Raw genomic sequence first — 12,765 nt, forward strand, 5'->3', positions numbered from 1 at the left:
CGCGCCCGAAACGCGACTACGGTACACTCCTTGCAACGCGCGACCTTCGGGCGGAGTCCCCTCGGGGCCGGACAGGATGCCCGGGGACGGCAGAAAACCGTTTCCCCGCCCGGCCGGTATCGCGAAGCTATCAAGGCGGTCGGAGAACCGACCGGAAGGGCGAGCCCATGAACCAACCGATCCCACCGGGCACGACAGGTGGCGCGGAGGCCGCCGCGACGCAACCATCCGGCCGCGCGATCGGCCTGACCCCGCATCTAATCCGCCAGTTCGTGGGCGGGGGTGAACTGACCGGCCGTGTCAGTGCCACGGGCGGCGAGGGACGGCTGCAGATCACCACGCCGCACGGCACACTCACCCTCCAGACATCGTCGAACCTGCCCCCCGGCACGCCGGTCACCTTGCAAATGACGAGCCTGGGACCGCCGGCGCAACTCGCCATAACCCCGCAGGTCCGGCCCGGCGCCCAAGCCGGTGCCGCCGGCGCGCGAACCGGCCCCGCAGCGCCGTCCCCCCCATTGCCAACGCTGACCGCCACGATTTCCACCGCCACCCAAACCACCAGTCAAGCCACGGGCCAAACCACGGGCCCGACCATGGGCCAAGCACCCGCCTCTCCCCAAGGCGCCCAGGGCAGCAATACCGCCGCCACGCCCACCGCGTCGGGCCACACGCAAGCCACCACGGCCGGTGCCGCCGTTCGTACCACCCTGACCACCGGAACGGTCTTGCAGGCCACCGTGACCGGCGGCGCCGGAACCACGGCCCAAGCCAATGCCGGTGGGGGAAATACGGTCGGAACCGTGACCCCCGCCGGGTTGCAAGCCACATTCGCCAATGGGCAGGCCTTGCCGGCCGGAACGGGGCTGGCCGTGCGATTGGTCGCGGTCTCGCCGCAAGGGCAGGCGGGCACCGCCCCGCCCCCACCCACGCTCAACCCGGCGAGCGGGGCCCTCCAATTCACCGGGACGGTAACGGGCCAGAACGCGGCGGGGCAGACGATGGTCGCCACATCGGCCGGGACGCTGACCGTCGCCACCGGCGGGGCGCCGCCCCCCGGCACGCAACTTACCCTGGAACTCGCGGGCGACCTGCGCCCGCCCCTCATGGGGGCGCCGGGTAGTGCCGGCAGCACCTCCGCCACCCGCTTCGCCGGGGTCGAGGAAGCGCTGCGACTGCTTGCCGGGACCACCGGCCAGGCGGGTGGCGGGGCCCAAGCCTCGAGCCAACAGGCACTCCAGATGTTGCAGAACGTGCTGCCGCAGCAGAACGCGCAGATGGCGCCCGCAATGCTGTTCTTTCTCTCGGCCCTACGCTCCGGGGGCCTGGACCGACTTATCGGCGCGGACAGGACGAACGCGATCGACCGCCTCCAGAAAGGGCTGGGAGAGCGGATCGAGGGCGATCTGCGCGGCGCCGCCAGCGGCCGGGCGCGCGACGGCGCGGGTGGGGAGTGGCGCGCGCTCAGCCTACCGATGCTGAATGACGGCGAATTGGAACGCATCCGTCTCTACATGCGTGACCGGCGCGGCGGCGAGGACGAAGCGGCGGGGGACGGCGAGCGCGGTCCGCGCGCCACCCGTTTCATCCTCGAGGCCAGCTTCACCCGCCTCGGCCAGATGCAATTCGACGGGCTTGTGCGCGACAAGAGCTTCGACCTCGTCGTTCGCACGCATCAGCCCTTCCAGGAAGACCTGCGCGACGGTATCCGCGGGATTTTCACCGATCAATTGAGTGCCCATGGCTGGGCCGGTTCCGTGACCTACCAGGTGGTGCGCGCCTTCGACGTCGTGCCGATCGATTCGGACACCGACGCCGAAAACGGGGTCACGGTATGACGGATACGCCCGATCTCGGCGCCGCCGCGCGCGAAGCAGCCCACGCGGCGGCCGGGACCACGCGGATCGAGACACTGGCCAATCCCAACCCGCGCGCCGACTATCTCGTCCGGATCGAGGGGGGGCTGGCCAACGGCGCGATCCGATTGGTGCTGCATTATGTACCGCACCGCCTGATTCTGCGGGACAGGGCATTTCACACCTATCTGGGCACACTCGAGAAAGAGTGGACGAACGGGCCACCGGAACCGGAACGCCTCGCCCTCTCCATGTTGGCGGACCTCAATGACGAACTCGTCCCCCGCTGGCTGCAAATCGTGATCCTTGCCGGAGACGGCCACCGGGTCCTGGTCGAGGACAAGCAGCCGAAATGGGACAAGCCGACCCTGACCGCGCGCGCCGGCGGAATCTGATTCCCCCCGCACCCGGCAAGAATCGTCCCACCCCTTACGCTCCAACACACCTTTCATTTAATTTCAGATACTTACAGGTTGGCATGCGGTTTGATACCGAGTTTCCGCACGGATCGGAATCCTGCCCAGGCCTTGGGCGGAACCGCCAAGGAGACCGCCATGACCGAAGTTCTGCCCGCCCGCCGACTGGTGGAGGAGGCGATCAGAGCCTCCTGCACCGAAACCGCGCGCACCGCCGACCGTCTGGCGGACGAACTGATGTGCCGTATCGCGATGGACGAACCGCGCGACGGCGACGAGGAAGCAACGCAAGGCAGTGGCTATCACCGCCTGTTGCGCGAGGCGCTGGCCGCGGCGGCGGAGGCGCGCGGCGCCCTGGCCGCGCGAACCCGTGAGATCGAACGTCTGCGTAATCTCAGCATCACGGATGAAACGACGGGCGTGTTGAACCGGCGCGGTTTCGACCATGCATTGGAGCGGGCCATCGCGCGGTTGCAGCGCACGGGGGAGAGTGGGCTGCTCCTCGTCATCGACCTGAATGGTTTCAAGGCGATCAATGACCAATATGGTCATCGCGCGGGCGATCTTACGCTCACCGCGGTGGCAACGCTTCTTTCCCGCCAAACGCGCGCGACCGACGCGGTCGCCCGGCTCGGCGGGGATGAGTTCGCGGTGATCCTGGGCGGCGCCGATCCGATCGACGGCCGGATCAAGGCGAGCCGGCTCGAGGCCCATCTGAACGCCCTGACGGTTCCCTGGCAGGGCGAAAGAATCGCCGTATCCGCTTCCGTCGGCGTGGTCGATTACGCCGACGGGGACGAGGCGATCGATGTCGTGCACCGGGCCGACCTCGACATGTACCGCCAGAAACGTCTGGTCGCCGCCGGCACCGTGCAGCAAGCGAACGAGGGCGAGACCCAAGGCCCCCATTCCCCCATGATCGTCCTTCCCGGCCATTGATACGGCCCCCGGCGCAACGGGACCGCACGAAAAACGGGGCGGCGCCTTACCGGCGGCCGCCCCGTTTTCTTGACCGGGTGGAACCCGTCGGCCGGATCAGGCGGCCTTCAGGTTCTTGTTGGCGAAGTCCCAGTTGATCAGATGCTCCAGGAACGCGCCCATATAGTCCGGGCGGCGGTTCTGGTAATCGAGATAATAGGCGTGCTCCCACACATCCATGGTGATCAGCGGCGTCTTGCCGTGCACCAGAGGCGTGTCGGCGTTCAGCGTCTTCTCGACCGTGAGCTTGCCGCCGTCGAGGACGAGCCACGCCCAGCCCGAGCCGAACTGCGTCGCGCCCGCGTTCTTGAAGGCGTTCGCGAATTCCTCGAAGGACCCGAAATCCTCCTTGATCTTGTCGGCGATATCGCCGGTCGGCGCGCCGCCGCCGTTCGGGCTCATCGAATTCCAGTAGAAGGTATGGTTCCAGACCTGGGCGGACTGGTTGAACAGACCCTGGTCGCCCTTGTCGTGGGCCGCCTGGGCGATCTCCTCGATCGAGGCGTCCGAGAGCTCCGTGCCCGTGATCAGCTCGTTCGTCTTCGTGACATAGGCATTGTGGTGCTTGTCATGGTGAAAGGTCAGCGTATCGGCCGAGATATGCGGCGCGAGCGCGCTTTTGTCGTAAGGCAGATCGGGCAGTTCGATAGCCATGGGTCCCTCGCTTTCCCTATTGCGCATGCCGGCGGCCTCGGGCCGGTCACCGGCGTTAATCGGATGAACGGCGCGATCGACCTACAGACCGTCACGTCGCCCTTCCCTCGAAATGTAAGCAATGGCGCGGATCGATCAACCCACGGGACGGAAAGGGTCATTTCGCCGCACGGAACAAGACGCGACGCGCTCAGTCCTTCTTCACCTCCGGCGGCAGCTGCACCTTGATATGCACGTCGCGCAATTGCTGCTCCGACACGTCGGAGGGCGCGCCCATCATCAGGTCCTGCGCCATCTGGTTCATTGGGAAGGCGATGACCTCGCGAATATTGGTGGCACCGGCCAGCAGCATGACGATACGGTCGATGCCCGGGGCCGAACCGCCATGCGGCGGGGCGCCCAGCTTCAGCGCATTGATCATGCCGCCGAACCGGCCGTCCACGACCTCCGGCCCATAGCCGGCGATCTCGAAGGCCTTGTACATCACCTCCGGCAGATGGTTCCGGATAGCGCCGGAGGACAGTTCGATTCCGTTGCAGACGATATCGTACTGAAAAGCCTTGATCTCCAGCGGGTCCTTGGTCTCCAACGCCTCCAGACCACCCTGCGGCATGGAAAAGGGATTGTGGGAGAAATCCACCTTGCCCTGCTGCTCGTCGAATTCGAACATCGGGAAATCCACGACCCAGCAGAACTTGAACTCCCCTTCCGGGATCAGCTCCAACTCCTCGGCGATCCTGGTGCGCGCCACGCCGGCGAAGGCGGCGGCCGCCGCCTCCTTGCCGCAGACGAAGAAGCAGGCGTCGCCCTGCTCGATCCCGGCGGCCTTGGCAATCGCCTCTATGCGGCCCTCGTCCAGGTTCTTGGCGATCGGTCCGGCGGGCCCGTCCTCCTTCCAGACGATATAGCCGAGGCCCGCCTGCCCCTCCTTCTGCGCCCAGCTATTGAGCTTGTCGAAGAAGCTGCGGGGCTTGTCGGCCACCTTCGGCGCGGGGATCGCGCGCACGACGGCACCTTCCGAGACGAGCTTGGCGAAAATCTTGAAGTCGGAACCGGCGAAGGCTTCCGACACATCCGCGATCTCGATCGGATTGCGCAGGTCCGGCTTGTCGGAGCCGTATTTCAGCATGGCCTCGTCATAGGCGATGCGCGGGAACGGCGGCGCGGTCACCGCGCGGCCGTTCGCGAATTCCTCGAAAACACCGTGCAGCACCGGCTCGATCGCGGCGAAGACGTCGTCCTGGGTAACGAAGCTCATCTCGAAATCGAGCTGATAGAACTCGCCCGGGCTGCGGTCGGCGCGCGCATCCTCGTCGCGGAAGCAGGGCGCGATCTGGAAATAGCGGTCATAGCCCGCCATCATCAGCAACTGCTTGAACTGCTGCGGCGCCTGGGGCAGCGCATAGAACTTGCCCGGATGCAGGCGGCTCGGCACCAGGAAGTCGCGCGCGCCCTCGGGGCTGGAGGCGGTCAGGATCGGCGTCTGGAACTCGCGGAACCCCTGCTCCACCATCCGCCGCCGGATGGAGGAAATGATATCCGCGCGCAGCTTGATGTTCTCGTGCATCACCTCCCGGCGGAGATCGAGAAAACGATTCTTGAGGCGGATTTCCTCCGGATAGCCCGCGTCCTGATTGACCGGCATCGGCAATGGCGCGGCCTTGGAGAGGGTGTCCAGGCTGCGGATTTGCAATTCCACCGCGCCGGTCGGTACCTTGGCGTTCACCGTCTCCTCGGAGCGCTTCACCACCTTGCCGAAGACGGAGATGACCGATTCCAACGGCAGGCTTTCCAGGGCCGGGAACAGCTCGCTGGAGGTATCGATCACGCACTGGGTGATGCCGTAATCGTCGCGCAGGTCGACGAACAGCAGATTCCCGTGATCGCGCTTGCGGTGAATCCAGCCGGCGAGGCGGACTTCCGCGTCCGCGTCCGCCAGACGCAGTTGGCCACAGGTGTGCGTGCGATAGGGATGCATCGATCGCTCCGATCTCGAGAAGGGCCCAAAAAAGCGGGCGCGAATCCGGCGGGAAAGGGCCTTGTCGAGGGCAACTTGTCAAGGGGCCGGAGACCACCTCGCATCCCGGCACGCCGCCGAGGCCGTTCGAATCTTCCAATAACGCGCGAAACCGGGTAAACCGCGTTTCATGGAACCTTCCGACCTCGACGATCCTATCACCGACAGCGCGACCCTCGCCGACTTCTGCGCGGAACTGGCGCGGCATCCCTATATCTGCGTCGATACGGAGTTCATCCGGGACAAGACCTATTGGCCGCAGCTTTGCCTGATTCAGCTTTCGGCGCCGAACGGCGACGATCCGGACGCCGGCCCCGTGGCTTGCGTCGACGCGCTGGCCGAGGGGCTCGATCTACAGCCGGTCTATGACCTCCTCGCCGATCCGAAACTGCTCAAGGTCTTCCATGCCGCGCGGCAGGATTTGGAAATCTTCTACATTCGCATGGGCAGCGTGCCCGCGCCGATATTCGATACCCAGGTCGCCGCCATGGTCTGCGGCTATGGCGATCAGGTCGGCTATGAGGCGCTGGTGCGCAAGATCTGCAAGGCGGAACTCGACAAGAGTTCCCGTTTCACCGATTGGGCGGCCCGGCCGTTGGAGCCGAAGCAACTGCGCTATGCACGTGCCGACGTGACCCATCTGCGGCGCATCTATCAAAGCTTGTCGGATCAGTTGGAACGCAACGCCCGCACCGATTGGCTGAGCGAGGAGATGGCGATCCTCTCCAGCGCGGAAACCTACCGGAACGAGCCGGAGGAGGCCTGGCGGCGCCTGAAAGCGCGCAACGCCAAGCCACGCATGCTGGCCGTCCTGAAGGAAATCGCCGCCTGGCGGGAACGCGAGGCCCAGAACCGCGACGTGCCGCGTAGCCGTATCCTGCGCGATGACTCCCTGATGGATATCGCCGCCAGCGCCCCCCGCGACACCAAGGCCATGCGCCGTATCCGGGGGCTCCCCAACGGCTTCGCGGAAGGCAAGTTCGGGCAGGCGCTTCTGGACGCGGTGGAACGTGGGGTGGAACTTCCCCACGAGGAACGCCCCGTCCCGCCGAAGAGCGAACCGCTGCCGCCCGGGTTGCAACCGCTTGTCGATCTGCTCAAGGTCCTCTTGAAAGCAAACGCGGCGGAGGCTGGGGTCGCCAGCCGGCTGGTCGCCAACGCGGAGGAATTGGAACGCATCGCCGCCGATGACGGCGCCGACGTACCCGCGTTGAAAGGATGGCGGCGGAAGCTCTTCGGTGAGCAGGCCTTGGCCCTCAAGCACGGACGGATCGCGCTCACGGCCGGGCCGGAGGGTGTCGAACTGATCGAGCGCGAACAATCGTGACCCGCCCATCCCCGGCATATCGCGCCGAATGCGCGGGACTGGCGAGATGGCCGGGGCGTGATACTATCCCGCCAGCGTTTTTAACGGTTTAACCGACTGGGAGGGCCATGATGCGGCTGTTGGCGGCCATCGGTTTCGCGCTGTTCATCGCGGTTGCGGGCGTTGGCACCCATCTGGCTGGGGGCGGTAAGCTGGACCTCTCCGTGATTCCCGGTCTGGAGGATGTCGCGCTGGAATTCGGCTGGATCGACAGGCGCGGACCGGACGCGCGCGACGATACCCCCAGCCCGGCGATCGACCAGGACGTCGTCGCCGGGTCCGAGTCAGGTGCCGATCCCAACACGACCGCCCCAGCTTCGCCCTCCGTGTCGGACAGCGCCCCGGCGCCAGACCCCAGGGCCGATGCGCTGGCCGCGATCGAAGAGGCGCTCAACGGCGTGGAAACCGCCGCCGGTCCGGATGACGGCCAAATGGCGCAAGCCTCCACATCCGGCGCGGTGTTGAACGTCATCGGCCGGTCGGCGGCGGCACGCGCGGGCGCGGACGGCACGCCGCCGGTCTTCGCCATGCCGGTCGCCTGCCGGCCCGGCGTGGATTGCCTCGTCTCCAGTTTCGTCGACATGACCGAGGGCGAGAGCTATCGCGACTATAGCTGCGGGGCGCTCAGCTATAACGACCACAAGGGCACCGATATCCGTCTGCCCAGCCAAGTCGAGATGATGCGCGGCTATCCCGTCGTGGCGGCCGCGCCGGGCCGTGTCGTGATCGTGCGCGACGGCATGCCGGACGCGAACTTCAATCTGTTCGGTCGCGACGCCGTCACCGACCGCGGGCTGGGCAATGTGGTCGGAATCGATCACGGAAACGGCTGGCGCACCTATTACGGTCATATGCGCCAGAACAGCCTGAAGGTGGAACAGGGCGATGAGGTGGAAGCGGGCCAGCCGCTCGGCCTCGTCGGCCTGTCCGGTCTCACCGAATTCCCGCATGTGCATTTTCAGGTGATGCAGGACAGCACGCCGATCGACCCCTTCACCGGCCTGCGCCTGGAAGGCGGCTGCGGTATCGAAGGCTCCTCGCTCTGGGCGCCGGAAACGGCGGCGGTCCTTAAATATCCGCGCACGCTATTGCTCCGCTTCGGCTTCTCGGACCGGGTGCTGAACGAACCCGCGGTGGAATACATGCTGTTCAAGGACGAGATCGATGCCAGCAAGGGTGCGATCGTCCTGCACGCGCATCTCTCCGGTCTGCAGGAACGCGACCGGGTGGAGATCCGAATCTACCGGCCGAACGGAGAGATATTCGCGGATGCCGGAATCGATATCAACGAGTTGTCGCAGAGCCGGACCTTCCCGGTCGGCAAGAAGGATCTTGTGGAACCGCCGGAGACCGGCACCTATCGCGGCGAACTGCGCTATTTCCGCCAAACCGAGGACGGCCCCCAGCAATTGTTCGAGGATAGCGTGACGGTCGAGGTGCGCTGAACCACGCCGCCCGGCACGGCCACGATATCGGGGCTCTATAGGCGGGGCTCTACAAGGACGACCGGACTACCATCGGTTTCCGATTGAGTGCCTTGGCGAGCACGCCGAAGCGGCGCTCCACGACCTCCCCCACCAGGTGGTCCTGATCGGCCGGAACTTCGAGACGCACCGTCTCCGCGTCGCTCGACAAGGTGAAACGGTCCAGTAATGCCGTAATCCCGCCGGAGACCGTATAGGCAAGCCGCGTCGCCAGGCCAATCGCCCGCGCATGCTCGATCGCTTCCTCCGACAACAAACGGCGCACGATCCGGAAGATTTCCGATTCGGTGTCCGGCTGACTGTGCCGGCTGGCGACCGCCATGCCGACGAAGGCACGGCCCGGATGGTCGATCCCGACGACCGGCAGACGCATTACCCGCATCAGCGCATGCTCCGCGCGATAATCCGGATGCTCCCACCGCGCCACATCCGACAACAGGCAGGCGGCATGACGCAGGCGCTCCCCCTCCGGCGACTCATCCGGGAACAGCGGCGTCAGCCAGCGAAACAGGTCGTGCCCGCCGACCGCGAGCGCGCGTTCGTGATGCACCACATGCCGGCAGGCGCTAAATAACGGGTCCTGCCGCCGCTGCTCCGGCGATAGCCGGTCGAACAAACAGCCCTCGCGCAGGCCGTGGGCGGAGAAGACGATCTCCTTCGGCTGCAAGGTCGCGATCACCCGGTTCAGCAGCATCGCGGCATAGGGCAGCGTGTCGATCCGCCGCTTGCTGACGCCGTGCACCTTCTGAAGCGTCCCGGGGGACAGCTTCGAGACGAAGTCCGAGAACTCCGCCGCGCGGTCCGCGCGCATCGCGTAATGATGGATGATATGCAGCGGATAGCCGACATGGGTCATGTGCAGGCGCGCGAAGCTGCGCCACGCGCCGCCGACGACATAGAAGCTCTTGCCGCGCACGCGCGACAGCCAATCGACCCCCGCCAAGCGCTGATCGATCAGATCCTTCGCCTTGGTCGGCTTCTGGACGAGCTTGGTGTCGAGCCGCAAGGGGCCGAGCGGCAGGGTCGCCTGCGCCCCCGTCTCGCCGCCGGAAAGCTCCACCAATTCGACGCTGCCGCCGCCAAGGTCGCCCATCACGCCCTCGGCCTCCGGCGTTCCGGACAGGACGCCGAGACCGGAAAGCCGCGCCTCCTCCTCGCCGGATAGGATCTCGATGTCGTGCGCGCACCGCGCCCGCGCGCGGTCGACGAAATCACGCCCGTTCGACGCCTCCCGCACCGCCGCCGTGGCCAGCATGTCGATCCGCGACACGCCCATGGAGCGCGCGATATCGATGAAGCGCGGCAGGGCATGCAGCGCCTGCTCCACCCCCTCCTCCGAAAGCTTGCCGGTCGCGTCCAGGTCCCGCCCCAGGCCACAGAGAAGCTTCTCGTTGAAGACCGGCAAGGGCGCGCGGTCGGATGATTCATAAACGACGAGACGGATCGAGTTCGAGCCGATATCGACCACCGCGGACGGCGGGGTCTTCGGAACATCGAAGCGATCGCGGGAATCGCTTGCCGAGGGAGCGGTAATACTCATGAGCCGGTCAGATCGCTATCGCATTTCCAGGGTCAGGCGCCGCGCCGGATCGCTAGCCGGACTTGGCGACGGCCCCTTTCGACTTGGCCTTGGCGGCCTTCCGGGGGTGTCCCCCCTTGGCGGTGGCGGAAGCCCCCTTCGCGCCTTTGTCGATCTTCGCCTTCCGCGTCTTGCGGATCGCCTTGCCGCGGCCCGAAAGGCTGGGGTTCGTCATGAAGAAGACATGGCAGTTGAAGCCCTCGCCGACGGGTTGGTGACGGGTATATTCCCCGCTGGGCTCCAGGTCCCAGGTCTGCGCCTCGTCGTTCAGATTGGCGAACATCACCTGTTCCAGGATCTGACGCTTCACCGTCTGATTCTGGATCGGCACCAGCGATTCGACGCGCCGGTCGAGATTGCGCGGCATCCAGTCGGCGGAGGATATGAAAACCTCTGCATCAAGCGACGGCAGGCCGTGTCCGCCGCCAAAACAGACGATGCGGCTATGCTCCAGGAAACGGCCGACGATGCTCTTCACCCGGATATTCTCGCTCAAGCCCTCGATACCGGCGCGCAGGCAACAGATGCCGCGCGTCACCAGATCGATCTGCACGCCGGCCCAACTCGCCTCGTAAAGCGCGTCGATCAATTCCCCGTCGACGACATTGTTGACCTTCACCCAGATCTGCGCGGGCCGGCCGGCCTTGGCATGCTCGATCTCCGCCTTGATACCGTCGATCAAGCGCTTGCGCAGGGAGATCGGGGCCAGCGAAATGCGCTCCATCTCCTCCGGCGTGGCATAGCCGGTCATGTAATTGAAGGTACGCGCCGCATCGCGGCCCAGCGCCGGATCGCAGGTGAAATAGCTGAGGTCGGTATAGATCTTCGCCGTGATCGGATGATAGTTACCGGTGCCGTAATGAACATAGGTTCGCAGGCCCGCGCCCTCGCGCCGCACCACCATGGAGACCTTGGCATGGGTCTTCAGGTCGACGAAACCATAGACCACCTGAACGCCCGCGCGTTCCAGGTCGCGCGCCCACTGGATGTTCGCCGCCTCGTCGAAACGGGCCTTGAGCTCGACCAGCGCGGTCACCGATTTGCCGGCGTCCGCCGCCTCGCTCAAGGCCGCGATGATCGGCGAATCCTTGGAGGTACGATAGAGCGTCTGCTTGATCGCGATCACCGCCGGGTCCTGGGCCGCCTGGCGCAGGAACTGGACCACCACGTCGAAGCTCTCATAAGGATGGTGGACGATGATGTCCTTCGCCCGGATCGCGGCGAAGCAATCGCCGCCATAATCGCGGATGCGCTCCGGGAAGCGCGCGTTGAAGGGTTCGAACAGCAGGTCGCGCCGCTCCCCCACGATCAACTGGCTGGCATCGGAAAGACCGAGGATGCCGTCGAGGGCGAAGACGTCCTCCGCGTCGGCGTCGAGCTGATCGACGACGAAATCGCGCAGATCCTCCGGCATCGCCGCCTCTATCTTCAGGCGGATGACATGGCCCCGACGACGGCGGCGCAACATGCTTTCGAAGGTGCGGACCAGATCCTCGGCTTCCTCGTCGATCTCGACATCGCTGTCGCGGATGACGCGGAACATGCCCTTGCCCGACACCTCGAAGCCGGGGAAGAGCCGGTCCAGATAGAGGCCGATGACACGCTCCAGCGCGATGAAGCGGATCGCGCTGCGTCCCGGAAGGCGCACGAAACGCTCGAGATTGCTCGGAATCGGCAGCAGGCCGTTCATCTGCTTATCATCGTCCGGACGCAGCAGTTCGAGCGCCAGCACCAATCCCTTGTTCGGAATGAAGGGGAACGGATGCGCCGGATCGACGGCGAGCGGCGTCAAAGCCGGGAAAATCTGCTCCAGGAACCACCCGTCGAGCCAGGTCCGCTCCCGCGCCGTCAACTCGGCCGTATCCAGTACGTGAATGCCGGTCTTGCGCATCTCGCCGGTGACCACGCGCCAGATTTCCTGCTGTTGATTCATCAGCGTGCCCGCCTCCTCGGCGATGGCGGCAAGCTGCTGGGCGGGCGTCAGCCCGTCCTGGCTGGGCGTGGAGATACCGGCGGCCACCTGCCCCTTCAGGCCGGCGGCGCGAACCATGTAGAATTCGTCCAGATTGCTGGCGGAAATCGAGAGGAAACGCAGGCGCTCCAACAGCGGATGCTGCTGGTTCATCGCCTCCTCCAGCACGCGCGTATTGAAGGAGAGCCAGGAGAGTTCCCGGTTGATGAAACGCTTCGGTCCGAAATCCCGTGCCTTGCTGGCTCCCTTCGCGACCCTCCCGATCGCCTCCACCGCCTCGCCGGGCTCCGGCACGGGCCCGTCGACGATTTCGGCCGGCGTCGGGCGCAGGGCGGCCACATGCGCGCGGTTCGATGCCGTGCCGCTGGGCGCGCCGTCGGTAGCGTTGGGGGCGTTCCCCTTGGTCGGGTCGTCGGATGTCACGGTTTCGCCTTTCATCTGCG

The 12,765-nt window shown here is 65.8% G+C and carries 9 protein-coding genes; 5 read left to right on the top strand and 4 right to left on the bottom strand.

Annotated features, from left to right (window positions below; all coding sequences use genetic code 11):
* Positions 1-167: 167 nt before the first annotated feature.
* The 3 genes from KAJ83_RS03780 to KAJ83_RS03790 all read left to right on the top strand — a co-directional run bounded on the left by KAJ83_RS03780 (position 168) and on the right by KAJ83_RS03790 (position 3,211).
* The gene (locus KAJ83_RS03780; protein ID WP_210680659.1) at positions 168-1,838 is read left to right on the top strand and encodes a hypothetical protein; all 1,671 of its coding nucleotides are present in this window, start codon (positions 168-170) and stop codon (positions 1,836-1,838) included.
* Positions 1,835-2,251, top strand: coding sequence for a hypothetical protein (locus KAJ83_RS03785; protein ID WP_210680660.1), 417 nt, complete (start codon positions 1,835-1,837; stop codon positions 2,249-2,251). Before KAJ83_RS03780 ends, KAJ83_RS03785 begins: the two co-directional genes overlap by 4 nt.
* Before the next feature lie 159 nt (positions 2,252-2,410).
* Positions 2,411-3,211: a GGDEF domain-containing protein gene (locus KAJ83_RS03790; RefSeq protein WP_210680661.1), complete on the top strand. Its 801-nt coding sequence runs from the start codon at positions 2,411-2,413 to the stop codon at positions 3,209-3,211.
* Between the two features lie 96 nt (positions 3,212-3,307).
* On the opposite strand, the gene KAJ83_RS03795 is transcribed toward KAJ83_RS03790, so the two are convergent.
* The gene (locus KAJ83_RS03795; protein WP_210680662.1) at positions 3,308-3,904 is read right to left on the bottom strand and encodes a superoxide dismutase; all 597 of its coding nucleotides are present in this window, start codon (positions 3,902-3,904) and stop codon (positions 3,308-3,310) included.
* Positions 3,905-4,094: 190 nt separating this feature from the next.
* Entirely contained in the window at positions 4,095-5,882 is a 1,788-nt protein-coding gene (aspS, locus tag KAJ83_RS03800; RefSeq protein WP_210680663.1) for an aspartate--tRNA ligase, read from the bottom strand.
* Between the two features lie 169 nt (positions 5,883-6,051).
* Between aspS and rnd the strand changes: the two genes are divergently transcribed.
* Positions 6,052-7,248: a ribonuclease D gene (gene rnd / locus KAJ83_RS03805; RefSeq protein ID WP_210680664.1), complete on the top strand. Its 1,197-nt coding sequence runs from the start codon at positions 6,052-6,054 to the stop codon at positions 7,246-7,248.
* Positions 7,249-7,355: 107 nt separating this feature from the next.
* The gene (locus tag KAJ83_RS03810) at positions 7,356-8,732 is read left to right on the top strand and encodes a M23 family metallopeptidase (protein WP_210680665.1); all 1,377 of its coding nucleotides are present in this window, start codon (positions 7,356-7,358) and stop codon (positions 8,730-8,732) included.
* A gap of 49 nt (positions 8,733-8,781) precedes the next feature.
* Here the strand turns inward: KAJ83_RS03810 and KAJ83_RS03815 are convergent, their stop codons facing one another.
* Both KAJ83_RS03815 and KAJ83_RS03820 read right to left on the bottom strand, forming a co-directional pair.
* Positions 8,782-10,311: a Ppx/GppA family phosphatase gene (locus KAJ83_RS03815; protein ID WP_210680666.1), complete on the bottom strand. Its 1,530-nt coding sequence runs from the start codon at positions 10,309-10,311 to the stop codon at positions 8,782-8,784.
* Between the two features lie 52 nt (positions 10,312-10,363).
* Positions 10,364-12,760, bottom strand: a complete 2,397-nt coding sequence (locus tag KAJ83_RS03820) for an RNA degradosome polyphosphate kinase (RefSeq protein WP_210680667.1) — start codon at positions 12,758-12,760, stop codon at positions 10,364-10,366.
* Positions 12,761-12,765 lie beyond the last annotated feature (5 nt).

The sequence above is a fragment of the Marivibrio halodurans genome, assembly GCF_017963645.1.
GTDB classification, from domain to species: Bacteria; Pseudomonadota; Alphaproteobacteria; order UBA8366; family Aestuariispiraceae; genus Marivibrio; species Marivibrio halodurans.

Coding starts and splice junctions, on each gene's coding strand:
- KAJ83_RS03795 (WP_210680662.1), bottom strand. CDS start 3,904: ATGGCTATCGAACTGCCCGATCTGCCTTACGACAAAAGCGCGCTCGCG.
- KAJ83_RS03785 (WP_210680660.1), top strand. CDS start 1,835: ATGACGGATACGCCCGATCTCGGCGCCGCCGCGCGCGAAGCAGCCCAC.
- KAJ83_RS03790 (WP_210680661.1), top strand. CDS start 2,411: ATGACCGAAGTTCTGCCCGCCCGCCGACTGGTGGAGGAGGCGATCAGA.
- KAJ83_RS03810 (WP_210680665.1), top strand. CDS start 7,356: ATGATGCGGCTGTTGGCGGCCATCGGTTTCGCGCTGTTCATCGCGGTT.
- KAJ83_RS03780 (WP_210680659.1), top strand. CDS start 168: ATGAACCAACCGATCCCACCGGGCACGACAGGTGGCGCGGAGGCCGCC.
- KAJ83_RS03820 (WP_210680667.1), bottom strand. CDS start 12,760: ATGAAAGGCGAAACCGTGACATCCGACGACCCGACCAAGGGGAACGCC.
- KAJ83_RS03815 (WP_210680666.1), bottom strand. CDS start 10,311: ATGAGTATTACCGCTCCCTCGGCAAGCGATTCCCGCGATCGCTTCGAT.
- rnd (WP_210680664.1), top strand. CDS start 6,052: ATGGAACCTTCCGACCTCGACGATCCTATCACCGACAGCGCGACCCTC.
- aspS (WP_210680663.1), bottom strand. CDS start 5,882: ATGCATCCCTATCGCACGCACACCTGTGGCCAACTGCGTCTGGCGGAC.